Source organism: Phyllobacterium myrsinacearum, assembly GCF_014138285.1.
GTDB lineage: Bacteria > Pseudomonadota > Alphaproteobacteria > Rhizobiales > Rhizobiaceae > Phyllobacterium > Phyllobacterium myrsinacearum_A.
In genome coordinates, this window is record NZ_JACGXN010000009.1 from 73,393 (window position 1) to 98,344 (window position 24,952).

The window sequence follows — 24,952 nt, forward strand, 5'->3', positions numbered from 1 at the left end:
CACTTTTTTGCCTCATTCTCACTATAGCCCAACGCTTGTGGAGACGTTTAAAAACCGTTAACTTTACATACTCTCTGCCGGTGTTTTTTGCACTTCAGCTAAACTTCGCGAGCATCCTGCTCCTATAAAAAGCGGATTGGACCGAACCTTTGCAAGAGCCGGAAAAGACGAGACGGGGGAATCGTTGAACAAGCTGTCAGCCTCAGTAGCGGCCTTCCGGGCAAGCACCGTCATATGTGTTGTTACGCTTTTTGCGATGGCAACCGTGTCGTGCACCTCGACAGGCTCGTCACCGACAGCAGGGTCCGTTCTTAGTGTAACGCCAACCACGACGACAACATCCACGGCCACGGCTGACGCCCATGCCATGCCGGTGACCGGATCAGAAAATGTATCCCCGGAAGCCCTTGCGCTCGCCGGAAGTTCCGAAACGAACGCCTTGAAGGCGGCCACCGAAGCCGAGGCCCATCCCGGACAGGGCAAGGTCGCCGCGACCGCTACTCCGATCCAGACAGGTAAGGATGCCGCAACAGGCAAGATACCAGGCAAAACAGCGCTTTTTGGATCCAGCACGCCACAACCGGAGGCCCAGCAGCAATTTGCTGCCCTGGCACCAGCCACCGCGAAACCACCCGTGAAGACATCGCTGTTTGGCGGCTCTTCCAAGGCTGAGGAATCAGCTTCGGAGCAGCCCCAGCAGGTGGAGGTACCTGCGGCGCCGGAAACCACCGGCAAGACTGCCAAAGGTGCACAGGCCGCCGCGGACGATCAACCGGCAGCGGCCGAAATCAAGCCGGGTGCACATGCACCCGCTCCCGGCAAGGATAACGGGCTGCTTGTGCGGCTCTTTGCCAACAATGCAGGTGCTTCATCAGCAAAACGGCAGCAAGCAGTTATTCAGCCGAAGGCACAGGCCCAGCTCAAGGCCATTAGCAGCGACACACCCGTACAAACAGCCGGATTGCCGTCACCATCGGATTATAAACCGACCGAGCATCTTTCGTCCCTTCCCGGCGTGCGCCCCAACGGCGGTATCCAGATTATGCAGCGCGACAGCCTCTATCAGGATGACGATGTTGAATCGGCTGCAGCACCAGTGATTCTTGCTTCCGCAGCCGGATTGGCGCGGCTGGCGCCCAACGGCCTTCGGGTCCAGCGCGAAAGTGTCGATGTCGCCTGCCTGAAGCCGCAACTGGTCGGCATGCTGAAGTCCATCGAACGGCGCTACGGCAAATCTGTCATCGTCACGTCAGGATATCGCAGCCCGCCGTACAACCGGCTGGTGAACGGGGCAAAGGCCTCTTTGCATATGTCCTGCGCCGCAGCGGACATTCAGGTTCCCGGTATTTCCAAGTGGGAATTGGCCAACTTTGCCCGTTCCATGCCGGGTCGCGGCGGCGTCGGCACCTACTGCCACACCGAATCAGTTCATGTGGATATTGGCCCGACTCGCGACTGGAACTGGCGCTGCGGCAGCCGCCGCGGATAAGCCAAATCAGCAGAGGCAGCATCCGGGCAGCCTGATACGAACTGAATTTTCTCACGACCCCCTCAACAATTTTCACTTTTCCCAAAAAAGAATGAAATATGGGGTTGCAGTCGAAAAACTGTTTCACTATAAGCCGCTTACCTGCAGGCGCCCATCGTCTAGCGGTTAGGACGGCGCCCTTTCACGGCGCAAACAGGGGTTCGATTCCCCTTGGGCGTACCAGGTTTTCTCCTTAGAAAATCAATGATTTATCACAGTCAGCTAACAGGCCTGTCTGCTGATATCCATGTAAACGGCCAGCCCTCTGGGAGAGCCGGCCGTTCTGTCATTTGGTCAGTACAGCTAGTTTGCAGGTGCCGGTTTTGCCGGATCTGCTGCCGGAGCGCTCGGAGCGGCATCGGGTTTTGCCGGCTCCTGAGTGGTCGCGGGTGGCGTCGTGCTGCCCCCGGATTGTTTGTTGTCACAAGCTGCTAATGTGAACGCAGCGACCGCTAGAATCGGTACAAGAAACTTATAGTTCATCGTGTCTCCTCCTATGCGTTTCACCCGCCTTAGGCAGGCACTACACAGGATGTGACAGTCAAAGCGGCGAGAACACCCCATGACGTTCAAGCTTTGTCACCGACTGTTAAACAAAGTTATGAGGTTGTATTCCTGACCTGACCTATCATGAATCACTGCTGAGATTCCGATCTTTGGCAGTAGGGTTCGGTTTAACCTCCAAACGAACCCGAATTCTCCCACCCCAGAGCAAATTTGCCTGCCCTTCAAAAGGCAGGCTTTTTTTCGCAATTGATTCATTACGCAGCGGTTTCAATGCCTGCGAATGAGCACAGGTGGGACACAATCTCAGCATGTTTTTCCGGCCCCATAGACGCATGCAGGAAAACACATTCATGAGCAAACAAGCAAAAACAACAGCGACTTTCTTTCTGGCGGGCCTTTTGGCTGTCGCCGCTGTGCTCATGGCAGATATGTCCCTCGCGGATGTGATCAGGACAGTGCAAAATCTGTCTTGATGCCAGGAGCGATTACTGTTGTTCCACCATTCGCCGTCGGGTAAATCTCGCGGATGATTTTCTCAACGCCCCTCGTCACCGGCCAACTCGTCCAGCGCTATAAACGGTTTCTTGCCGACATTATTCTGGATGACGGCAGCCCGATCACCAGTTCGGTTCCCAACACCGGCTCCATGCTTGGGCTTACTGACCCCGGCATCCGGGTCTGGTTGTCACTGTCGGACGGTATAAAGCGTAAATATGCACATACACTGCAAATCGTCGAAGCGCAGGGCACGCTGGTGGGCATCAATACGGGCTTGCCAAATCGCATTGCCGAAGAAGCCATTCTGTCTGGCCTGGTGCCTTCCCTTTCCGGCTATCGCGACCTCAGGCGGGAGCAGAAATACGGCGTCAACTCCCGGATTGACATCCTGTTGACGGACCCCGATCGGGCAGATGCCTATGTCGAGGTGAAGAATGTGCATTTTTCCCGCACGGAAAATCTGGCAGAATTTCCCGATTCTCCTACTGCCCGTGGCGCAAAACATCTGGACGAGCTTGGCAACATGGTTGAGAATGGTCACCGTGGTGTCATGCTTTATGTCATCCAGCGCGATGATTGCGATCGTTTGAGAATCTGCGGCGACCTGGACCCGGTGTACGCAAGGGCATTCGAGCGGGCAATGAGTCGTGGGGTTGAAGCTTACGCAATAAGATGCCACATCAGACCTTCGGGTATCGCAGCAACAGGCGCGATACCCATTATTGATTGACGCCAAGCGGAAAGCACCATGGTTACCTATCTCGATGCGCAGACTGCGCCCCTGAAGAACACCGGACAGATCAGGCTTCACAGTCCTGAAGGTTTTGCGGCCATGCGCAAGGCATGCCAGCTGACTGCGCGCTGTCTCGATGAGCTTGTCAGCATTGTTGAACCAGGTGTAACCACCAATACTATCGACCGCTTCGTTTTCGAATTTGGTGCCGATCATGGCGCCCTGCCCGCAACGCTGAACTATCGCGGTTATACAAAATCCTCGTGCACCTCCATCAATCACGTGGTTTGCCACGGTATTCCGGATGACAAGCCGCTGCGTGAAGGTGATATCGTCAACATCGACGTGACCTATATTCTCGACGGTTGGCACGGCGATTCAAGCCGGATGTATCCGGTGGGCGAGATCAAGCGTGCTGCGGAACGTTTGATGGAAGTAACCCATGAAAGCCTGATGCGCGGTATCGCGGCGGTTCGCCCCGGTGCCCGTACCGGCGCCATCGGCGCGGCAATTCAGAACTATGCCGAGGCGGAGCGCTGTTCGGTTGTTCGCGATTTCTGCGGCCATGGCGTCGGCCAGCTGTTTCACGACGCGCCGAACATCCTTCACTACGGCACGCCCAACGAAGGGGTGGAATTGCGCGAAGGCATGATCTTCACCATCGAGCCGATGATCAATCTCGGACGCCCGCATGTGAAAGTGTTGGCCGACGGCTGGACGGCGGTCACCCGTGACCGTTCGCTGACAGCACAGTACGAGCACACGGTTGGCGTCACCAAGGATGGTTGTGAAGTATTTACAGTGTCACCGGCAGGGCAGTTTGCACCTGGTCTGAAACTCGATTAGCGACTGAGAGGCCATGAGCGAAGACGAGACACAAAAGACCTTCTTCCTCAACGAGCCTTCCCAGAAACCCTTGCAGAAACAACCTGGTGTTGAGAAAACTGCCGATACACCAAACACGGACAGCCAGCCTGCGGAGCCGCATTATACCGGCCATCGCGAACGTATGAAGGAACGTTTCCAGAAAGTCGGCCACGAGGGCTTTGCGGATTACGAGATGCTGGAAGTGCTGCTGTATCGCTCCATACGGCAGGGAGACACCAAACCACTGGCCAAGGCACTGCTGGCCCGCTTTGGCAGTCTGGCTCAAGTCCTGGGTGCTCCGGACCATCTGCTGCAGGAAGTGAAAGGCTGCGGGCCAACCGTCGCCTTTGATTTCAAGTTCATCACAGCCTTCGCACACCGGTTCATACGCAGCGACATGAACGAGCGCGCAGTGCTCAGTTCATGGGGCAAGCTGATCGACTATTGCACAGCGGCCATGGCACATGAGTCTCGGGAACAGTTGCGCATTCTTTTTCTCGACAAGAAGAACACCCTCATCGCCGATGAGGTGCAGCAAGTGGGTACCATTGACCACCTCCCCGTCTATCCGCGCGAGGTCATAGCACGCGCACTACAGCTGTCAGCAAGTGCGATCATCCTCGTCCACAATCACCCCTCCGGCGACCCGACACCGTCCAGAGCCGATATAGAGATGACCAAGACCATTGCCGGCATTGGTGGTCAGATGGGTATCGTGGTGCACGATCACATCATCATCGGGCGCAACGGCCATGCCAGCCTCAAAGGCATGAAACTTTTCTAATACGGCGGGAAATTGCGTTCGAACCGCAATCGCGATCAAATGCCGTGTCATCCAGGCGTGTAGTTGGTTGTCTTGCTTTGGTGGAGAACTCCATGAATTCGGTTGAGAAAGCGATCTGGTACGTTGAAGGGCATTTCGCCGAGGAAATAACCCTCGACGATATTGCTGACGTCGCTGGTCTGTCACGTTTCCATATGTCCCGCGCGTTTGGCATTTTTGCCGGACGCTCGGTCAGCAGCCATATAAGGGGACGCAGGCTTACTCAGGCAGCAAAGTCGCTGTGCGATGGTGCTCCTGATATTCTCAGCGTCGCGCTTGACGCCGGATATGGTTCCCACGAGGCATTCACGCGGGCGTTCCGTGATCAGTTCGGGCTCACGCCTGAACAGGTTCGTGCCCAACGCCACACTCAAAACATCCCATTGGTGGAGCCGATGAAAATGGACGAGAAATTCATCATCAATTTGGAAGAGCCGCGCATCGAAAATGGCAAGCCGATGCTGATGGCAGGCATAAGCGAGCGATACAGTTGCGAAACCAGCATTGGCATTCCGGCACAATGGCAGCGTTTCAATCCCTATTTCGGTCATATCAATGGCCAGATCGGCAATGTAGCCTACGGCATCTGCTGCAACAGTGACGACGCCCAGAATTTCGATTATATCGCGGGTGCCGAAGTTGCCGATTTCTCCGATATCCCGCAGGAGTTCGCTCGGCTGCGCATCCCAGCGCAGACCTATCTGGTATTTTCCCATCGCGAGCATATTTCGACCATTCGCAGCACGATCATGACGATCTGGGGCAAATGGTTGCCTGAATCCCGCCACGAGGTGACCGACGGGCCGAATCTTGAGCGTTATGGGCCGGAGTTTGACCCGCGAACCGGAAATGGCGGAATGGAGATCTGGATTCCGATCAAGAATTGAGGCGGAAAATCCGTTATCATTCAAACGAGCCGTTCCATGCTGACAGAGTGCTGTCAGGAGGAAACCCGCTAGTATGATTGCGCAAACAGCGGAGGAAACCATGATGTTACAGGCGTGTCTGAACGGCGGGCGCATGCGGGATTTCCATCCCGCTGTGCCCTTTACCGCCATGGAACTCGGCGCGGATGCTGCCTTGGCAGTGGCCGCCGGTGCGCGGGAGTTGCATGTCCATCCGCGCGGTCCTGACGGACTTGAAAGTCTCGATCCGGATCATGTGGCAGAAACGTTGCAGAGCATTCGCGCAGCCGTTCCGGGAATTCCCGTCGGCCTTTCCACCCACTGGCGTATTCCTCCCGGCGGTCTTGACAGACAAGAGCCCATCCGCCGCTGGACGACCATGCCTGACTATGTCTCGATCAATCTGATCGAGGAGGACGCAGAGGATTTGATTGCGCTTGTGCTCGGCAAAGGCATCGGCGTCGAAGCCGGTCTTTGGTCCGTCAGCGATGCGGAACGATTTGTCGGTTTGAAGAATGCGGAGAAATGTCTGCGGGTCCTGATTGAAATCAATGAGCAGGATGTAGCCGAAGGGCTGGCTGTTGCTCAAGGCATAGAGGCCGTTCTGAAGAAGGCGGGCAGCAAACTGCCAATACTCCTGCATGGAGACGAAGCGAGCGTGTGGGCCATCTACAGGGAAGCCATGGCCAAGGGCTTTGACAGCCGTATAGGCCTGGAAGACGGCAACCTGCTGCCGTCGGATCAACCCGCCAGGGACAATGCCGATTTGATCCGCGCTGCGATCAATCTGATATCCTGATATCCCGCTGAGACGTCATATCTCGTCGAGGAACTCATCCAGAAACCGGCGAAGACGTTCCTGCCGCGCCTGAGCGATCTGCGCGCCCTTGCCCGTGTTGAACCCGGCAGTCAGCTTGAAGAGCTTGACCTCGAAATGATCGATGGCAAAGTTCTTGTCATCAAGCTCACGGTCGATTGCCGTTGGATCCACGGGATCGTAAAGCCCGCTGCCCATCCGGCCAGCAATATAGAAACATCGTGCCGCGCCAACCATTCCGATGGCATCCAGACGATCCGCATCCTGAAGTATCTTCGCCTCCAGCGTGCGAGGCGTGATGTTTGCGGAAAAGCTGTGCGCTTCGATGGCATGCGCCGCTGCGGCGATGCGCGGCAGTTGCCACCCTGTATCAGCAAGAAGTTTGGATGCTTTCGCTGCAGCCAGTTGCGAGGCCTGAGCGCGATGAGGCGAGTTCTTTTCCACGGCAACACAGTCGTGCAGGATTGTTGCTGCCGCCAGTATTTCCATGTCGCCGCCCTCCTCGCTTTGGATTGCTCTGGCATTTTTCCACACGCGCAGGAGATGGGACAGATCATGGGATCCATCCGTTGAACCATCGGTGACGTGAGGCAGAAGCTGTTCGGCAAGCGCTTCGAATGGCGCAAAGGCAGCAATGGACATTGGGCAGGATCTCGGCGGAATCAGTTGAACCCGCACCATACTCTGCCCAACCTGCTCGGGACATTGAAAATGAAAAAGGCCGCTCGAAGGCGGCCTTTCCCAATCTGAGATGCGAGAAGCTTACGCTTCGTCTTCAGTCTTCTTCTTGGCGGCCTTCTTCGGCGCTGCCTTCTTGGCAGGCTTCTTGGCTTCGCCGGACTTTTCTTCCGACTCGTCTTCAGCCATCAGCTCTTCCTTCGTCACCTTCTTGTCGGTAACGTTGATGGACGATAGAAGGTGATCGACAACCTTTTCTTCGAAGATCGGAGCGCGGAGATTGTTGATTGCTTCCGGAGTCTTGCGGAAGAATTCATAGATCTGCTGTTCCTGACCTGGGTACTGACGAACCTGATCGTAAACGGCGCGCTGCAATTCTTCTTCGGTCACTTCGATACCGGCCTTGTTGCCGATTTCGGAGAGCACGAGGCCGAGACGAACGCGGCGTTCAGCCAGCTTGCGATACTCTTCGCGTGCTTCTTCTTCCGTTGTCTCTTCGTCTTCGAATGTCTTGCCGGCCTGTGCGAGGTCCTGACCGATCTGGGCCCAGATGTTGTTGAACTCGGCGTTGATCAGACGTTCAGGCGATTCGAACTTGTATTCACCGTCCAGCGCATCAAGAATCTGACGCTTGACCTTCTGGCGGGTGAAAGAACCGTACTGGCTCTCGATCTGCTCGCGGATAACCTGACGCAGACGGTCGGCGCTTTCGATGCCGAGCTTCTTCGCGGTCTCGTCGTTGATTTCGAGTTCGCCTGGCTTGCCGATTTCCTTGACGGTGATGTCAAAGGTCGCATCCTTGCCAGCAAGGTGCGCTGCACCGTATTCAGCCGGGAAAGTTACCTTGATCTGCTTTTCGTCGCCAGCCTTAGCGCCGATCAGCTGATCTTCAAAACCGGGAATGAACTGGCCCGAGCCGAGGATCAGCGTTGCGTCGGTATCAGCACCGCCATCGAACGGCTCGCCGTCGATCTTGCCGAGATAATCCATGGTAACGCGGTCGCCGGTTTCGGCCTTGCCCTTCTTCGTCTCAAAAGTCTGGGCAGAGCTGGCAACGCGCTTGACCTGCTCTTCAACTTCCGCGTCGGTTACATCGACAACTTCGCGTGTAACGCTGATCTTGGAAGCGTCTTTGAGTTCGATCACTGGCAGAACTTCATAGTTCAGTGTGAATTCGAAATCGGCTTCGCCGTTCAGAACCTTATCTGCTTCCTTCTCGTCTTCCGTCATCGCAACTTCCGGCTGGGTAGCCGACTTTTCGTTGCGATCAGCGAGAATGGTGCGCGAGGAATCGCTGAGGATCTCGTTGACGACTTCGGCCATGAAGGACTTGCCGTACATCTTGCGCAGGTGATTGAGCGGCACTTTGCCGGGGCGGAAGCCATTGATGCGCGCCTTTGCGCTAGCACCTTGGAGGCGTTCGGAAAGCTTTGCTTCCAGATCCTTGGCCGGAACAACGACCTTGATCTCGCGCTTCAGCCCTTCATTGAGCGTTTCAGTAACCTGCATGTCCAAACCTTCACTTTTTTAACATTTGTCCCGCCGTCGCCGGCCTATTAGCCAAATTGCGGGAGAAAAACTGTCTGCCATCGTGGCTTCTGGTGCAGATGGGGCGAGCCATGCCCTGACCATCTGCGTTGATTTTATTGCTTTATTTCTTTTTCGGCCCGTTATTTGTGTCAGAATTCATATCACAGAATATGCCACAAAGCCGCGGAAGAAATTGCACCCTTACCGATTGGTGGCTCCATTTACTTGCACTGCGTACAAAAATCAATGGCACAGCCCTATGCGATTTGAAAATGGGCGCCTTCCGGTCTGAACTCTTGCAACACGAGTCCGGCATAATCGTGATCACAAAAGGAAGTGAAATATTTGTCTGATGACAACAATGTGCAACTGTGCAAATCTTAACGGATGGGGACCATCGATAGCCTGTTGGAAATATGCCTTGACGGAATTTGGAACTGCCCTTGCGCTGGTCCCTATCGAAACTAAATACTAAATCGATACAATCTGAGAAACTGACTTGTTTGTCCGCGGCACCAGCGTTCCAGCTGTTCTGGTCAGCTCATTATCTGACTCGTAGCCGTGTGATGAACTACCAGAACTGACGGAGATGCACATGCATCCCGATATGCCTGGAAGTCTGATCGTCATGGAGGCCTGCCCTTGTCACGGAATTCTCTCTCTACATTCAAAATTGGCTTTGCAATCGCGCTTATGAGCACTTCCCCGGTGCTGGCGCAGAATGCTCCACCGCCTCCAACCGTCACTGTAGCAAAACCCGTTGTCCGCGATGTCATCGACAGCGATGAATTCATCGGCCGTTTCGAAGCCGTTGATCAGGTTTCCGTGCGATCGCGCATCGACGGCTATCTCGACAGCGTCCACTTCAAGGATGGTGCCCTGGTCAAAAAAGGTGATCCGTTGTTCACCATCGATCAGCGACCCTATGTATCGGCGCTTGCACAGGCTCAGTCCGCTTTGGAAGTGGCCAAGACCACGGAAACCTATGCGGAAGCCCAGTTCAAGCGCACGCAGTCGCTCACCGGCAGCGGAACACTCTCCGTATCGACGCTGGATGACCAACGGCGTGCCTATCTCGCCGGTCAGGCCAATGTGGTCGGTGCGCAGGCCGCCGTCGATGCGGCTCAGCTCAATCTCAACTACACGCAGATCACCGCCCCTCAGGATGGCCGTATTGACCGCAGGCTCATCTCGGTCGGCAATCTGGTTAATGCCAATGACACCATCCTCACCACAATCGTTTCGCTCGATCCGATCGATTTCTATTTCGATGTCGACGAACGCAATCTGTTGTCCTATGCGAAGACAGCCCGTGAAAACGGCGCCAATCTGCAGGAAGGCGGCGGCGGCCTTGAGGTGACGGTACGGCTCACCGATTCGAACGAAGCGCCCTTTAAGGGCAAGCTCGACTTTGCTGAAAACCGGCTCGACGATGCAACGGGTACGATGCGCGTGCGTGCGCGCTTCGACAATCCAAAGTTCGTTCTGCAACCGGGCCTTTTTGGCCGCGTTGAGGTGGCGGCCTCGAACACCTACAAGGGCACCCTCGTCCCTGACGAAGCCGTTGGTTCCGATCAGAACGAACGCGTTGTCTACGTCGTCAACGCCGATGACACAGTCACCACCAAGCCCGTCCGCCTTGGACCCAAGCTTTACGGCTATCGTGTTATTCGCAGTGGTCTGAACGGCGATGAAACAATCGTCGTCAATGGCCTGATGCGCGTACGGCCCGGTATTAAGGTCAAACCTGAGCTTGTCCAGCTTCCGCCGGAGGTTAAGGCGCCGGAGGCGGGCCAATGAGGTTTGCGCATTTCTTCATCGACAGGCCGATCTTTGCGTCGGTCCTGTCCATTGTGCTGCTGATTGTTGGCGGTATCGCCTACACACAGCTTCCCGTAGCCCAGTATCCGGAAATTGCACCGCCGACCATCGTTGTCCGCACCGCCTACCCGGGTGCTGATGCCGAAACCATTGCCAATACGGTCGCCACTCCTATCGAACAACAGATCAACGGCGTCGAGGACATGCTCTATATGTCCTCCTATTCGACCGCCGACGGTTCGATGGCGCTGACGATCACGTTCAAACTGGGCACGGATCTCGACAAGGCACAGGTTCTGGTACAGAACCGCGTGGCTATCGCGGTGCCGCAATTGCCGCAGGACGTGCAGCGCAACGGTATCACCACGACGAAAAGCTCGCCCGACCTGATGATGGTCGTGCACGTCCTTTCGCCCGATAACCGTTATGACCAGCTCTACGCGTCCAATTACGCCAACACCCGTATCCGCGACGTGCTGTTGCGGCTCGACGGTGTCGGTGAAGTCACCATCTTCGGCGAGCGACAATATTCCATGCGTATCTGGCTCGACCCGCAGAAACTGGCCGCCTACAGCATGACGTCCGCTGACGTGGTTCAGGCGCTGCGCGACCAGAACGTACAGGTCAATGGCGGTGCCATTGGCGGGCCGCCTACACCCGGCACGAGTGCCTTCCAGTACACGGTCACCATGCAGGGCCGCTTCAGTGACGCCCGGCAATTCCGGTATGTCATCGTCAAAACAAGCGGTGATGGTCGTCTCGTACAGTTGCAGGACGTTGCGCGCATCGAGCTTGGCGCCAAGGATTATGTCACCAACAGTTATCTGGACGGCAGTCCCGCTGTGGCGCTCGGCATTTTCAGCCGTCCCGGCACCAATGCTCTTGCCGCGGCGGAATCAATCAGATCCACAATGGAGGAGCTCTCCAAGGATTTCCCTCCAGGTCTGAAATATGACATCGTCTACGACCCGACGGAATTCATCGCTGAATCGATCTCCGATGTTTACAAGACGATCTTCGAAGCCGTGATCCTCGTCGCGCTGGTTGTTCTCGTCTTCCTGCAATCGTGGCGAACGGCGATCATCCCGATCGTTGCCATCCCGGTGTCGCTGATCGGTACTTTTGCGATACTCTCGGCATTCGGCTTCTCGCTGAATATGCTGACCCTGTTTGGTCTGGTTCTCGCTATCGGTATTGTCGTGGACGACGCGATCGTGGTGGTGGAGAACGTTGAACGAAACCTTGCAGCCGGCATGAGCCCGAAACAGGCCTCGCATGTCACCATGGATGAGGTGGGAACCGCTGTTATCGCCATTTCTCTGGTGCTGATCGCGGTGTTTGCGCCGACAGCCTTCATTCCTGGCATATCCGGCCAGTTCTACATCCAGTTTGCCGTGACAATCTCGGCAGCAACCGCCATTTCGGCGCTTAACTCACTGACACTATCCCCCGCTCTGGCAGCGATTGTATTGCGCCCGCATGACCACGCGGTCTCAAATAATCCTGCAGCGCGGTTTGGACGAGCCCTGGCCAATGGCTTCAATACGGGCTTCGACAAAATGGCGAATGGCTATTCCTGGGTCGTCCGGCATCTCGTCGGATCGACCGTCGGCCTCCTCGCCTCCCTGCTGGTGTTCGTCGGCCTGCTTGGTGCCACCTGGTTTATGGCCGTAACGGTCCCGCGAGGCTTTGTGCCTCCAATGGACCAGGGCTATGCAATCGTGGTTGTCCAGTTACCTGACGGGGCATCTCTCGCCCGCACGGACGCGGTGATCGAAAAAGCGTCAAAAATCATCAAAGGCATTCCGGGCGTCAGAAACGCGATTGCCTTTGCCGGTTTCAACGGCGCCACATTCACCAACGCGTCGAATTCCGGCGTGGTATTCGTCCCATTCCAGCCATTCGCGGACCGGATCAAGAATGGACAAACGGCCAATTCCATCATTGGTCAGGTCTATGGCAGTCTGCAAAGCATACAGGAAGCCTTTATCATTGCCGTTCCTCCACCGCCGATCAGAGGTGTCGGCAATGCCGGCGGCTTCAAGATGCAGCTCCTCGACCGTGACAGTTCCGATATGCGGCGCATATTGGGATTGGCATACCAGATGATGGGTGAAGCCAACCAGACACCGGGTCTGACCGGCGTTTACACCACATTTTCTGCCAACAGCCCACAATATTTCCTCGAGATTGACCGCGACAAAGCTCAGGCTCTGAACGTGCCCATTCCAAACATCTTTGAAGCACTTTCGACCAACCTCGGTACGTCATATGTCAATGACTTCAATGCCTTCGGCCGCGTTTATCAGGTGCGGGCGCAGGCGGATCAGCAGTACCGGCTGGATCGAACCGACATCCTTGCTCTGAAAGTGCGCTCGGCCACGGGTGCGCTGGTGCCACTTGGTACGCTGATAAACATCAGGGATACAAACGGGCCCTCGCTCGTACAGCGATACAACATGTACGTGTCTGTTCCGCTGCAGGGCAATGCCGCACCCGGTGTTTCCACGGGTACAGCACTCGACAAGATGGAAGCTCTGGCAACCAAGACCCTGCCCGCCGGCACCACTTTCCAGTGGACAGAACTCGCGCTTCAGGAAAGACAAACGGGTAACACCGCAATCCTGATCTTCGGGCTTTCCGTGGTGTTCGTCTTCCTTGCCTTGGCGGCGCAATATGAAAGTTGGGTCTTGCCGCTGGCAATTATCCTGATCGTACCTCTGGCGGTTCTGGCCGCGCTGATAGGCGTGTTCCTGCGTGGGATGGACAATAATATCCTGACCCAGATTGGCCTTGTCGTTCTGATTGGTCTGGCGGCGAAGAACGCGATCCTGATCGTGGAATTCGCCCGCCAGCATCAGGCAGAAGGAGCAACCCCGGTTGAAGCCGCTATCGAAGCCAGCCGGCTGCGTCTTCGCCCCATCCTGATGACAGCCTTTGCCTTTATCTTCGGCGTTGTTCCGCTGATGATTGCCCAGGGTCCCGGCGCGGAAATGCGTCAGTCACTCGGTACGGCGGTGTTCTCCGGCATGCTCGGCGTGACATTCTTCGGCCTGTTCCTGACACCGGTGTTCTACGTCGCCCTTCGCTCCTTCGGGCGCAAGAAAGCGCCGGCAGAGACCCCTACCGAAGCCCCGGCCCACTAGACCAAAGGCTTCCGGACACAAACAGATCGCGCCGGGCTCAACCCCGGCGCGATTTTTCATTGGCATGCAAATTGATGCTTCGAGGCATTGCAAAACGCGCCGCTTTCACCAGACTGCCCGGCAGATTCTGCAGGAAAGTGACGCTCATGACCGTTCAAGACATCCGCCCGACCGTCGAGGCCCCCGATGACGATCCGCACATCTGGCTCGAAGAAATTGACGGTTCCAAGCCTCTCGAATGGGTTGAGAAACAATCCGCCGCAACCTTGCAGCGGTTTGGCGGCCAGCAGTTTGAGCATGACCGCGATACCCTGACGGACATTCTCAACCGGCCTGACAAGATTCCCATGGTCGGACGGCGCGGTGATTATCTCTACAATGTCTGGCAGGATGCACAGAACCCGCGTGGTCTGTGGCGCCGCACAAAAATGGCATCCTACAAAACAGCAGCGCCGGAATGGGAGCTTCTCCTCGATATCGATGCGTTGGCCAAATCGGAGAATGACGACTGGATCTGGGCCGGTGCCCAGATTGAGCCGGAAAAGCGCCAGCGGGCGATCATCGGACTGTCGCGCGGTGGCAGTGACGCGGTGGTTAATCGCGAGTTTGATCTGGAAACCCTTTGTTTCATCGACAATGGTTTCAACCTGCCCGAAGCGAAGGGCGGACTTGGCTGGCTTGATCTGGACACGGTTCTGATATCGAGCGCCTTGGGCGAAGGCATGGCCACGCAATCCGGCTATGCCCGCACTGTGCGCCTGTGGCAACGCGGGACTGATCCACTTGCAGCACCCGTCATCTTTGAATGCGGGCCCGAATCCATGGCCGTCGGCGTTGATATCGATCATAGCAGCGGCAATGAACGGCTTTGGTTTGTCGAACGGCATGCCTTCTTCGAAACAACGGGATGGCTGGGAGATCGCAGCGGACCCAAACAGCGCGTTGAAGTGCCGGCAACGGCTTGGTGGAATTCCTATAATCTCTGGTTTACGGTCAAACCGAGAGAAGACTGGACAATCGCCGGCGTGACCTATCCTGCCGACACACTGCTCGGTATTTCGCTTCAGGCATTTCTTGCCGGAGATCGCGATTTTCAGGTTCTTTTCGAGCCAGCCGCCCGCCGCGCCCTGCAAGGCTTCTTCTGGAACGATCAAAAGCTGGTGATCTCCTATCTCGATAATCTTGCGCCGCGCTTCGAGATTTTCGAGCCAACGGAAGGTGAATGGGTAAAAACACCGATTTCCGCACTGCCAACCGAAGGTATTGTTCACATCTGGTCGCTGGATGTCGAGCACAATCACACAAACGGAGAATTGCTGGTAGCAGCACAGGATCCGATAACGCCACCACAGGTGCTTCTACTGGACATTGCCAGGCCCAAGGCCATCGCCGCACCCAAATTGCTGAAACAAAGCCCGGCTCTGTTCGACGTCACCAGTCTTGTTGTTACGCGGCACGAGGCAATCTCCAGCGATGGCGAGTCGATCCCCTACACGCAGATCGGACCGAAGCGTGAAACAGGCGATGCCCCGGTGTACATGACCGGCTACGGCGGGTTCGGCCTGTCGATGGAGCCTTACTACAGCGCATCCATCGGCAAACTGTGGCTGGAGCGCGGAGGCACCAGTGTGGTTGCCAATCTGCGGGGCGGCGGCGAGTTCGGCACCGCATGGCACGAGGCTGGACGCCGGGCGGGCAAGAAACTTTCGCATGATGATTTTGCCGCCGTCGCAGCCGATCTGGTCCGCCGCGGTGTTACAAGGGCAGATCGCATCGGGGCAGAGGGTGGTTCAAATGGCGGTCTTTTGATTTCCAATATGCTGACACGCTATCCCGAGCGCTTCGGCGCCCTGTTCTGTACCATTCCGCTGATCGACATGCGCCGCTACAGCAAACTTCTCGCCGGCGCGAGCTGGATCGACGAGTATGGCGATCCTGATAAAGTCGAAGACTGGGCCTTTCTCAAAGAACTGTCCGCTTATCACAACGCGCTACCCGGTCGTCCCTACCCGCCGATCTTAATCGCAACGACCCGCAGGGATGACCGCGTTCATCCCGGACATGCCCGCAAGATGGCGGAAAAACTTCAAGGGCTTGGCTACAACGCCTATTTCTACGAACCCGAGGCGGGCGGGCATGGCTACGGCAAGGACAACAAGGAACGGGCAAGCTTCATTGCGCTGGGATACGCGTTTCTGCGCGACGCTATCGGTTGGGAGCCTGCCCTGTAGTAATACTGTTCAAACAGCGGCTTTTTCCTTTGACCCCTGTGAAGAGGGTGATATAGAGACCGGCGCTTGGGGGCCGAATGTGGTCCCCATCTGCGGATATGGCGAAATTGGTAGACGCACCAGATTTAGGTTCTGGCGGGAGACCGTGGGGGTTCGAGTCCCTCTATCCGCACCACTCCTTCTTAAAACATGGCTATTTTATTGGGTTTTTGACCATCACCTGAGGTAGCTTTGAGGGATGCCATGCACCTGTATGAGCGCCGATGGCCGAAATGATTTCAACCCAATCCTGGGGATGAATTTCATGGCCTCCGCCCTCAAGACGGAGAAGCTCAGCACCTTCAACGGTTTCTGCCAGTAATTCGCCGTGCTCGACCGGGAAGATCGGGTCTGCCGTACCATGAACGATGAGAAGAGGCGCGGCCAACTCGCCCGGCTTGCTCGCATCGCCCCTTTTCAGCATGAAATGGTTGGTAGCACTGACGAAGTTTTTTGTGCGTTTGACGTCGCGCTCCACAAGTTCACGGGCATGCACCTCGTCGTAGGGGTGCGCCGTGCCAGCTATCATCCGCGTATCCTTGACGATGAAGTTGATGACCTGAGTGTTGTCGGCCCAATCGATGTTCTCGCCCGCCGCCGCGTGCTCCATATAGGCATCGCTGGTCTGAGGTAGAGCAGAAGTATCAACGCCGATCGGGGTGGTTGAGATCAGCGTCAACGTTCTCACCCGCGCTGGATGGGCGAGAACGGCGATCTGTGCGATCATCCCGCCCAGTGACATACCGACCAGATGGGCGCTGTCGATGTCGTAAGCATCGAGCACGCGCATTGCGTCCTCCGCCATATCGTCCATCGTATAAGGCGGGCTGCCCGGCTCATAGAAGGTTGAAAGGCCGGTGTCGCGGTTGTCGTAACGGATGACATAGAGGTCCTGGGCGGCGAGCTGCTGGCAAAACGCCTCCGGCCACCACAACATTGAGGCCATGGCACCCATAATGAGCAGGATAGGCTCATGGGTCGGGTCGCCAAAAACCTGCGTGGCAATTTCCACACCGTCAGCCACGATGATACGTTCATTCATTTCAGTGATTCCTCCCCGTTGCAAAGGATGAAATGCAAAAGCTGAGATGAAAGTGTTGTCACCCGTGGCACCGCAGTAGAGCCCGGCAGGTAAGACTTATGGGTCCGGGTGCGATGCAGTGGTCAATCAGGCTTCTTCCATCCGATTGCATTTTGCAATCGGTTGTGTTATCGCACAACCGATCCTATTCTGCAACCGGTTTACCCAGAACAATGGATATACTTGAACAATCGCGCAGGCTGCCCCATCAACCCATGAAGCCGCCATGGAAGTGACGAAGAACGAACGTCCGTCAAATGACCGGGACAAAACCAAGTGAGGGTGGAGATGTGGGATCGTGCTGACTTCTATGATGCAGAGTTAAAACGGCACAATGCACATTTGCGCACCGCCGCCAGCGTTGGAGTACGTGACCGTGTGCTCGATATCGGTTGCGGGGCTGGGCAATCGACTCGTGAGGCCGCCCGCGCTGCGGTTGAAGGCCACGTGATCGGCGTAGATACGTCCTCTGAGATGCTTGAGGTTGCCCGACAACGTTCCCGCGAAGCGGGGCTGCAAAATGTTGCGTTTGAGCAGGGCGACGCCCAGAACCATGCATTTCCCACTGCCAGTTTCGATATTTGCATCAGCCGGTTTGGCGTAATGTTCTTTGCTGATCCGGCGGCGGCGTTTGCCAATGTCGCCCGCGCAATGCGTCCGGACGCGCGCCTTGCATGGATGGTGTGGCAGGGCCAGGAGCGCAACGAATGGTCTGGTGCCATTCGGCAAGCATTGGCGCCGGGAACCGCAGTTTCCGCAGATGCTCCCAATCCGTTTTCACTGGGTGATCCCGCCACTGCTGCAAAACTTCTGAGCGCAGCCGGCTTTGTCTCGATCGATTTTATCGACGTGCGAGAACCGGTCTTCTATGGGCGCGACGTCGACGGGGCGTTTGACGCGCTCATCCACCTCTATCTTGTAAAGGATGCGCTCGACCGAACCGATGCAGCGCCTGACAAGGCAATGCATCGACTGCGCGATTTACTGGAAGCGCATATGACCACGGAGGGCGTACTCTTTGACTCGCGCGCGTGGATTATTACCGCTCAGTATGCGGGTTCCTGATACAGCAGGTGGCCATTGTCCTTGAGGGCGCGAATTTGCGCATCACCTGATGGCGAGACGGCAATCACCGCATCAATCTTGCGCTCCCTCTGCACATCTTCAATCGCATGACCCCAGCCCTCCGGAAGATAATAGCGTTCGACGCCATATCGAACCCCGTAAGAGCCATTTGCGCCCGCATAGGAATGATTGAATGTCCGGCCATGAAGCTCGACTTCACCGGTAGAGAGATCCGTGCGCTTCTGCCAGGAAGCACTGGCGAAACCCCATCGGCCGTCCGCCCCTTCTCTGACAACCACATAGACGTCGATGAGGCCTTTCGTATCCGGTTTCTGTCCGGTTATCTTGTCCGCTGCTAAGGATGAAATGCCATAGCCGAGCCGCACATATTCGCCGCGAAGGAGATCCCGAGGTCAACTGGTTCTGTCTCCAGCATAATCGATGTGCCGTGGCGCAAAACCATCGCGTGCTTTTCCACCATGGCATAAAGCGTACCGGTCTGCAGAAGGGCAATGAGAGCTCCGGACAGCAGAAAACGATTTATTTTCATGGTTCTACCTCCTTCAGCAGACTCTTTTTCTGAAGACGCCGTTCCATGCGGATGACGAACACCGCGAGCAGCAGCACCAGCACACCGACAGTGAGGAAGAAGCCCGCCGTGCCAATCAGAGAGCCGATGGTTTCAAAGGCGAGGTAGAGAACTTCAACACAGAACACGCCGTAGGCGCTCCACCGTACGGCTAGATTGCGATGACCGGATAGAGCCAGTCCCGCAATTGCCAGCACAAGAATGGCAAAGCCGATCACCACTTCACGGGAATGGCCGATCACGTGATCATCAAACTGGAAGAGCATCAGCGCCAGGTGGGCAGCAAGAAAGCCATATGCGCCAAGAGCAATACTCCATCCGGTAACACGGTCCAGCATTGGGGATTTCAGCGCATCGACGAGAAACAGGCCAAGTCCAACCACAAGTGCCAGCCACACCATGCCGCTGGAACTGAGGTCGAAATGAACGACAGCGACAAAGACGAGCAGCAATACTGCCAGAAAATGCCGTGCCACATCTGCTTTGGTGTACCAGATCAGGCCCGCCACCACTACGGCAAGGATCGGAACAATCCAGAGATAGCTCAGACGCCACGCTGTTTCCGGTTCCAGACTTGCCACAAGATAGAATGCTGTGATGACAACGCTCGCAGCCACAAGCGCAGGTGAGCGCAACAGCAACGCGGCCACGACCGTTCCGCCAGTCCACAGAAGAGCAGCAGACGTCACATCGCCGGATAGGTGATACATCTGCCCGATAAGTGCGATGCCGGCACCAAAGCCTATTGCAGCTATCAGATAGAGCGCTTCGCTGAAAACCTTGTCACCCCGGCTCGCCCGCCAGGCGCCACCGAGATAGCCACCCCATAAAACAACGAAGATCAATCCAACGCGAACCAGCCTCGGCATTGCCTCCCAGTTGGCAGCGATCAGGGAGAGCAGCGCGGTACCGAGCAGAATGGCACCGAGGATGGCCAGCACATTGCCCAGACCGAAACTGAAGCCTTGCCCGGCAATATCTTTGCGTAAGCGCTCCGCCGTGGCTTCGTCGATCAGCCCGTCATGCTGCCACCGTGCAATGTGCTTGCGCAGTGTGAAGCCGATTATCATGCATTCCGCTCCTGATTCGAGATCTAAGACTAGGGTCCTGCCCCTCTTAACGCCAGCCGTAATGAGAACGCAATTACAGCCGTATTCGGGCAAAAATCATAAAGATGACAATTGTGCGGCGCAGCAAATCAAATCGATTAATGATGCAATGCAACATCTGCATAGCTGACCTGCAAACTTGGCTCTGCACATTCGACGAGGCATCCACTATCTTCAGCTCAACGATCAAGAGTGATCAACGAAACAAACGAACCGAATGGTGATTGAAATGAACCTTATCCGCTCTTACAGCAACTGGCGCCGTTATCGTGACACGGTTTCCGAGCTGAACCGTCTGTCGACCCGCGAACTGAACGACCTGGGCATTTCCCGCTCGGACATCCCGTTCGTCGCCAAGAAGTCCGCAGTACGCTAATCGCATAACAGAATATCGCCGGGGCTCATCCTCCTCCCAGAGCCTCCGCGATCAAAGACCGGCACTCCTCCTCCCAGCCGGTCTTTACAAAACGGCACCCACCGCACCTCCTCCCGCGGTGGGTGTTGTTGTTTCCGGCCTATCTCTGGCTGTTGAAACCCCGCTCTTTCCATTCTGCTAAACGCATGACATCGGGCTTTCCGCCCGCAGGTTCGTACCAGGAATCGACTGCCCAAAGCGTCCCTGATGCGTCGCGGAGCACCGCTGCAAAATGCGGATAACGACCGTCAAAGAAGCTCCCGCGCGATTCACGGCGGCCGACGCTGTGATGCCGGAGCATGCCTGCACTTTGCAGATAGCGCAGAAAATGATCCGTATTGGTGGATTCATCCACACAGTCCATCTGACCTTTTTCACGTGCGGCGCCGAACGCCATCTTTGGCCGGTCTGCCACCCCAATGACCTGTGTCGAACGCAGTTCGAATACCTGCACGGCGCGCCGGATCGCGGCGCGTTCCGCTTCCGCCGATTTGCGTCCACTTGCCATGATACCGGCAATCCGGCTGCGATCGCCTGATGTCAACGTCACCGGTGTCTGGAAATAGCAGCCATAGCCATGGCAGACGCGGAAGCTCTGCGCCCCGGCGGAAGAAGTCCATCCCAACAGTGCTGCAAAAACCAGCAGCGGCAGATAAAGCCTTGAGCCGGATATTTTCATGCACGCATTATAGCAGGGTGGCCGTTTAAACCTACCAGACTCGTGGCATTTGGTTACCGCACGGCGTCGATTGCGGGTGGAAACATGGGCTAAGGCGCCCTACATTCGAAATCCCCACACATCCTCCCGGGAGATCAATCATGCAAAAACGCCCTCTTGGCCGCACCGGCCTTTCCATTGCCCCGCTGGTTTTCGGTGGTAATGTCTTCGGCTGGACCGCCGACAAGAAGACTTCCTTCGATCTGCTCGACCGTTTCGTCGATGCGGGGCTCAATGCTATCGATACAGCCGATGTCTATTCACGCTGGGTTCCCGGAAACAGCGGTGGCGAATCCGAAACGATCATTGGCGAATGGATGAAAGCCCGAAATGCACGCGACAAGGTGACGATCATCACCAAGGTCGGCGGCGACATGGGTCAGGGCAAGAAGGATCTTTCATCAACCTACATCGCCAAGGCGGTCGAGGCATCACTGAAACGCCTGCAGGTGGAGGCCATCGACGTTTATCTGTCCCATTGGCCCGATTCTGAAACGCCCTATGAGGAAACGCTTGCTGCCTATGACACATTGCTGAAAGCCGGCAAGGTCAAGTCCATCGGTGCTTCCAACCTCGATGCGAGCCAGTTGCGCGCGGCTCTTGACGTAGCAAAGACCAATGGCCTGCCCCGTTACGACGTGCTTCAGCCGGAATACAATCTCTACGATCGGGGCAGTTTCGATGGCCAGTTGCGCGATCTCTGCATTGCTGAAGATATCGGCGTCATCACCTATTTCAGCCTCGCGCGCGGGTTTCTCTCCGGAAAATACCGCAGCGAAGCCGATCTGGGCCAGAGCCAGCGCGGCGAAGGCGTCAAAACCTATCTCAATCCGCGCGGCTACCGCATTCTGGAGGCACTGGATGCCGTTGCAGCCAAACACGGGGCAAAACAGGCAGAGGTTGCAGTAGCGTGGGTCATCGCGCGTGCAGGCGTAACGGCACCCATTGCCAGCGCCACATCATTGCAGCAGCTGGAAAGCCTGATCAATGCTGCCGCGCTCAATCTGGATGCGGGCGATATCGCTGAACTTGACAAGGCAAGTGCCTGAAACTTCAACAAGCCGCTGCGGATAGCCTGCAGCGGCTTTTGCACCATTGAAGCCTGACGCCAAACGGTTTATTGGGGTGCTATGTCAAACACACCCGTACATATCATTGGCGGCGGTCTCGCCGGTTCCGAAGCTGCATGGCAACTTGCCGAGGCAGGCATTCCCGTCATTCTGCACGAGATGCGGCCTATTCGCGGCACTGACGCGCACAAGACGCAGGACCTTGCGGAACTTGTCTGCTCCAACTCCTTTCGCTCCGATGATGCCGAAACCAACGCGGTCGGCGTACTGCATGCGGAAATGCGCCTCGCCAATTCGTTGATCATGGCATCAGCCGATTCCCATCAGGTTCCTGCGGGCGGCGCTCTCGCCGTGGACCGCGACGGTTTTGCCCAGGCGGTCACAGCGAAGCTGGAAGCTCATCCGCTCATCACCATCGAGCGCGAAGAGATCACCGGCCTACCCCCGGCAGAATGGGACAAGGTCATCATCGCCACCGGGCCGTTGACGGCTCCCTCTCTGGCCGAAGCCATCGGCAAACAAACCGGCGCCGATGCCCTCGCCTTTTTCGATGCCATTGCACCAATTGTGCATTTTGACAGCATCGACATGAACACATGCTGGTTCCAGTCGCGCTACGACAAGGTCGGACCCGGCGGCACCGGCAAGGATTATATCAACTGCCCCATGACCAAGGAGCAGTATGAGGGATTCGTGCAGGCACTCATCGGCGGCGACAAGACCGAGTTCAAGCAATGGGAAGGTACGCCTTATTTCGACGGTTGCCTGCCGATTGAGGTCATGGCGGAACGCGGTGTCGAAACCCTGCGCCACGGCCCGATGAAGCCGATGGGCCTGACCAATGAACACAACCCCACGGTCAAGGCCTATGCCGTTGTGCAGCTGCGGCAGGACAATGCGCTTGGCACGCTCTACAACATGGTCGGCTTCCAGACGAAGCTGAAATACGGGGCGCAGACCGATATTTTCCGGATGATCCCCGGCCTTGAGAATGCGGAATTTGCACGTCTGGGTGGTCTGCATCGCAATACATACCTGAATTCTCCCATCCTGCTCGATCCAACGCTCCAGCTGAAATCACGGCCCGGCCTGCGTTTCGCGGGCCAGATCACCGGTTGCGAGGGTTATGTTGAATCAGCAGCCATTGGCTTGCTCGCCGGACGTTTCGCCGCCGCCGAACGTTTGGGCCAGACTTTGACCCCGCCCCCCGTTACAACAGCCTTTGGTGCACTGCTCGGGCACATCACCGGCGGACACATCGTCAGCGATGAAGAGCCCGGCAAACGCTCTTTCCAGCCGATGAATGTCAATTTCGGCCTGTTCCCGCCGATTGAGGTACCGAAAACGGAAGGCAAACGGTTGCGCGGCAAGGAAAAAACCAACGCCAAGAAACGCGCCATGAGCGCACGCGCTCTTGCCGATTGCCGTGCGTGGCTGGGTCTACCTGCTGTGGTTGAGGCTCAAGCTGAGGTTGAGGCTGCAGAATAAGGCGCCAAGCCTGTTGCACAACGCCAATGCTACGCTGGCTAACGCATGGATGCCCGGAGCATGACCCACTGACGCTTCAGGGGTGAAACAACTGGCGTCTCATTGGCTGCGTCTGACCCGATGGCCTTGAGTTTCTTCAGATAGGTTCTGGTGAGGGCAACCGGCAAATAGGCAGGACGCAACGATGCGGGCAGCGATTTTGCAGCTGCTTCATATTTCCCAAGATGATCTTCAGCCAAGGCAATCATCGCATCGATGGCCCGCTTGATTGCCTGCTTGTCCGCACCTTGAAGCAGTGTTTCGTTGCTGCAACCGACGGCTGACAGAATATCGGCTGGCACGTATATCTGCCCGCGCCGCCGGTGCAGCGGCAACAGGCGTAAGAGCCCGGCAATCGCCTGCGCCACGCCCGCATGCCCTGCCACATCCGCATGGGCAGGCGCCTTGTCTGGGTCAAGCACAAGGGAGGCAAGCTGGATCAAGGCAGAGGCCGTCTCGCCACAGTAACCTTCCAGGTCGTTGCGGCTCGGCATAGGATCGTCATAGAGATCGAAAATACGGGCTTCGCAGTAGTTATCGAAAGCACCACGCGGCAGATTGTAAGCCTTGATCGCATCCAGCAAAGCCGCAGCTACCGGGTTGCCTGACACCTCACCATGCTCCGTGCCGCCGATCAGGTCACGCCACCATTGCAACCGTACTTCACCCGGCAGCGGATCGTGGATCAGGTCACGGATACGTGCGATCTCGACATTGAATGCATAGAGCGCAGCCAATGCACCACGTTTACCCTCCGGCGCATAGAGCACGGAGAGGTAACGGTCAGGATCGGCATCCCGCAGTAATTGCAAGCAGTGGGTTTCGTTCTCGTTCATGGGGCTGGGATACAGAGAAGTACCGGTTTAATCTACTGCAATCAGTGCCGCAGCGACGGCCCGGTCTTCCGCCAGGAGAACATTATAGGTGCGAACAGCCGCGCCGGTACTCATGGGGTCGGAGGAAATGCGGTGTTCGCGCAGCACATCACGCAAAGCCTGCGGCAAACGCCGCAGTTCGGTTCCAGTCCCCACCAGCAGAATTTCGATATCCGCAGCCCGTTCGAGCACAAGCGCCAGATCGTCTGCTGTCAGAGCTGTTTCGATCTTCGGCGCCCAGCCGTGAATGCCCGATGGCAGGCACAGGATCGATCCCCGATGTGACATGTCCGCAAACCGGAACCCGCCATTGCCATAGGCATCGATGGGCGCACGACCGGGAAAATGGGCGTCGCGGATTTCAATACCTTTGACCACGG

Annotated in this window: 23 protein-coding genes and 2 tRNA genes; 16 read left to right on the forward strand and 9 right to left on the reverse strand. The window is 56.6% G+C overall.

Going from position 1 to position 24,952, the window contains the following annotated elements; all coding sequences use genetic code 11:
• Positions 1 to 184: 184 nt before the first annotated feature.
• The 8 genes from FHW16_RS21770 (at position 185) to FHW16_RS21800 (ending at position 6,660) form a co-directional block, all read left to right on the forward strand.
• Complete coding sequence (locus FHW16_RS21770) at positions 185 to 1,489, forward strand: YcbK family protein (RefSeq protein ID WP_246711886.1); 1,305 nt, start codon at positions 185 to 187, stop codon at positions 1,487 to 1,489.
• 147 nt (positions 1,490 to 1,636) lie between these two features.
• Positions 1,637 to 1,711 (forward strand) — tRNA-Glu (locus tag FHW16_RS21775).
• 674 nt (positions 1,712 to 2,385) lie between these two features.
• On the forward strand, positions 2,386 to 2,508 hold the full coding sequence (locus FHW16_RS29105) for a hypothetical protein (protein ID WP_281410135.1): 123 nt from the start codon (positions 2,386 to 2,388) through the stop codon (positions 2,506 to 2,508).
• 53 nt (positions 2,509 to 2,561) lie between these two features.
• Positions 2,562 to 3,263 (forward strand): DNA/RNA nuclease SfsA, encoded by a 702-nt coding sequence (gene sfsA / locus FHW16_RS21780; protein WP_182551392.1) that lies wholly within the window; start codon positions 2,562 to 2,564, stop codon positions 3,261 to 3,263.
• A gap of 18 nt (positions 3,264 to 3,281) precedes the next feature.
• The gene (gene map / locus FHW16_RS21785; RefSeq protein WP_182551393.1) at positions 3,282 to 4,112 is read left to right on the forward strand and encodes a type I methionyl aminopeptidase; all 831 of its coding nucleotides are present in this window, start codon (positions 3,282 to 3,284) and stop codon (positions 4,110 to 4,112) included.
• Positions 4,113 to 4,125: 13 nt separating this feature from the next.
• Entirely contained in the window at positions 4,126 to 4,917 is a 792-nt protein-coding gene (radC, locus tag FHW16_RS21790) for a RadC family protein (protein ID WP_182551394.1), read from the forward strand.
• A gap of 92 nt (positions 4,918 to 5,009) precedes the next feature.
• Entirely contained in the window at positions 5,010 to 5,843 is an 834-nt protein-coding gene (locus FHW16_RS21795; RefSeq protein ID WP_182551395.1) for an AraC family transcriptional regulator, read from the forward strand.
• A 73-nt stretch (positions 5,844 to 5,916) separates the two neighbouring features.
• Positions 5,917 to 6,660 (forward strand): 3-keto-5-aminohexanoate cleavage protein, encoded by a 744-nt coding sequence (locus FHW16_RS21800; protein WP_246711887.1) that lies wholly within the window; start codon positions 5,917 to 5,919, stop codon positions 6,658 to 6,660.
• Positions 6,661 to 6,675: 15 nt separating this feature from the next.
• Here FHW16_RS21800 and FHW16_RS21805 read toward each other — a convergent pair whose 3' ends face one another.
• Together FHW16_RS21805 and tig are read right to left on the reverse strand one after the other, a co-directional pair.
• Entirely contained in the window at positions 6,676 to 7,320 is a 645-nt protein-coding gene (locus FHW16_RS21805) for an HD domain-containing protein (RefSeq protein ID WP_182551396.1), read from the reverse strand.
• Between the two features lie 120 nt (positions 7,321 to 7,440).
• The gene (gene tig, locus FHW16_RS21810) at positions 7,441 to 8,865 is read right to left on the reverse strand and encodes a trigger factor (protein ID WP_182551397.1); all 1,425 of its coding nucleotides are present in this window, start codon (positions 8,863 to 8,865) and stop codon (positions 7,441 to 7,443) included.
• 714 nt (positions 8,866 to 9,579) lie between these two features.
• Here tig and FHW16_RS21815 point away from each other — a divergent pair.
• From FHW16_RS21815 to FHW16_RS21830, 4 genes are all read left to right on the forward strand, one after another.
• The gene (locus tag FHW16_RS21815; protein ID WP_182551398.1) at positions 9,580 to 10,686 is read left to right on the forward strand and encodes an efflux RND transporter periplasmic adaptor subunit; all 1,107 of its coding nucleotides are present in this window, start codon (positions 9,580 to 9,582) and stop codon (positions 10,684 to 10,686) included.
• Complete coding sequence (locus tag FHW16_RS21820; protein WP_182551399.1) at positions 10,683 to 13,853, forward strand: efflux RND transporter permease subunit; 3,171 nt, start codon at positions 10,683 to 10,685, stop codon at positions 13,851 to 13,853. Before FHW16_RS21815 ends, FHW16_RS21820 begins: the two co-directional genes overlap by 4 nt.
• A 146-nt stretch (positions 13,854 to 13,999) precedes the next feature.
• Positions 14,000 to 16,084: a prolyl oligopeptidase family serine peptidase gene (locus FHW16_RS21825; RefSeq protein WP_182551400.1), complete on the forward strand. Its 2,085-nt coding sequence runs from the start codon at positions 14,000 to 14,002 to the stop codon at positions 16,082 to 16,084.
• Between the two features lie 92 nt (positions 16,085 to 16,176).
• A tRNA-Leu gene (locus FHW16_RS21830) sits at positions 16,177 to 16,259 on the forward strand.
• 18 nt (positions 16,260 to 16,277) lie between these two features.
• Here the strand turns inward: FHW16_RS21830 and FHW16_RS21835 are convergent.
• Positions 16,278 to 17,165, reverse strand: a complete 888-nt coding sequence (locus tag FHW16_RS21835; RefSeq protein WP_182551401.1) for an alpha/beta fold hydrolase — start codon at positions 17,163 to 17,165, stop codon at positions 16,278 to 16,280.
• Between the two features lie 327 nt (positions 17,166 to 17,492).
• On the opposite strand from FHW16_RS21835, the gene FHW16_RS21840 reads away from it, so the two are divergent.
• The gene (locus FHW16_RS21840; RefSeq protein WP_182551402.1) at positions 17,493 to 18,269 is read left to right on the forward strand and encodes a class I SAM-dependent methyltransferase; all 777 of its coding nucleotides are present in this window, start codon (positions 17,493 to 17,495) and stop codon (positions 18,267 to 18,269) included.
• On the opposite strand, the gene FHW16_RS21845 is transcribed toward FHW16_RS21840, so the two are convergent.
• The 3 genes from FHW16_RS21845 to FHW16_RS21855 are packed head-to-tail and all read right to left on the reverse strand — an operon-like array spanning position 18,251 to position 19,928.
• Positions 18,251 to 18,655, reverse strand: coding sequence for a GDYXXLXY domain-containing protein (locus FHW16_RS21845; protein ID WP_182551403.1), 405 nt, complete (start codon positions 18,653 to 18,655; stop codon positions 18,251 to 18,253). The genes FHW16_RS21840 and FHW16_RS21845 overlap by 19 nt on opposite strands.
• Positions 18,625 to 18,819, reverse strand: a complete 195-nt coding sequence (locus tag FHW16_RS21850; protein ID WP_182551404.1) for a hypothetical protein — start codon at positions 18,817 to 18,819, stop codon at positions 18,625 to 18,627. The genes FHW16_RS21845 and FHW16_RS21850 overlap by 31 nt, the downstream gene beginning before the upstream one ends.
• Entirely contained in the window at positions 18,816 to 19,928 is a 1,113-nt protein-coding gene (locus FHW16_RS21855; RefSeq protein ID WP_182551405.1) for a DUF2157 domain-containing protein, read from the reverse strand. Before FHW16_RS21855 ends, FHW16_RS21850 begins: the two co-directional genes overlap by 4 nt.
• Before the next feature lie 268 nt (positions 19,929 to 20,196).
• On the opposite strand from FHW16_RS21855, the gene FHW16_RS21860 reads away from it, so the two are divergent.
• A complete protein-coding gene (locus FHW16_RS21860; protein WP_091878374.1) occupies positions 20,197 to 20,343 on the forward strand; it encodes a DUF1127 domain-containing protein in 147 nt (48 codons plus the stop codon).
• Between the two features lie 139 nt (positions 20,344 to 20,482).
• Here the strand turns inward: FHW16_RS21860 and FHW16_RS21865 are convergent, their stop codons facing one another.
• Entirely contained in the window at positions 20,483 to 21,061 is a 579-nt protein-coding gene (locus FHW16_RS21865; protein WP_246711888.1) for a hypothetical protein, read from the reverse strand.
• A gap of 140 nt (positions 21,062 to 21,201) precedes the next feature.
• Between FHW16_RS21865 and FHW16_RS21870 the strand changes: the two genes are divergently transcribed.
• On the forward strand, positions 21,202 to 22,149 hold the full coding sequence (locus FHW16_RS21870) for an aldo/keto reductase (RefSeq protein WP_182551406.1): 948 nt from the start codon (positions 21,202 to 21,204) through the stop codon (positions 22,147 to 22,149).
• 81 nt (positions 22,150 to 22,230) lie between these two features.
• The gene (trmFO, locus tag FHW16_RS21875; protein ID WP_182551407.1) at positions 22,231 to 23,658 is read left to right on the forward strand and encodes a methylenetetrahydrofolate--tRNA-(uracil(54)-C(5))-methyltransferase (FADH(2)-oxidizing) TrmFO; all 1,428 of its coding nucleotides are present in this window, start codon (positions 22,231 to 22,233) and stop codon (positions 23,656 to 23,658) included.
• A gap of 38 nt (positions 23,659 to 23,696) precedes the next feature.
• Here trmFO and FHW16_RS21880 read toward each other — a convergent pair whose 3' ends face one another.
• Positions 23,697 to 24,533: a phytoene/squalene synthase family protein gene (locus tag FHW16_RS21880; protein ID WP_182551408.1), complete on the reverse strand. Its 837-nt coding sequence runs from the start codon at positions 24,531 to 24,533 to the stop codon at positions 23,697 to 23,699.
• A 27-nt stretch (positions 24,534 to 24,560) separates the two neighbouring features.
• Complete coding sequence (locus FHW16_RS21885; RefSeq protein WP_182551409.1) at positions 24,561 to 24,950, reverse strand: MTH938/NDUFAF3 family protein; 390 nt, start codon at positions 24,948 to 24,950, stop codon at positions 24,561 to 24,563.
• Between the last annotated feature and the right edge of the window lie 2 nt (positions 24,951 to 24,952).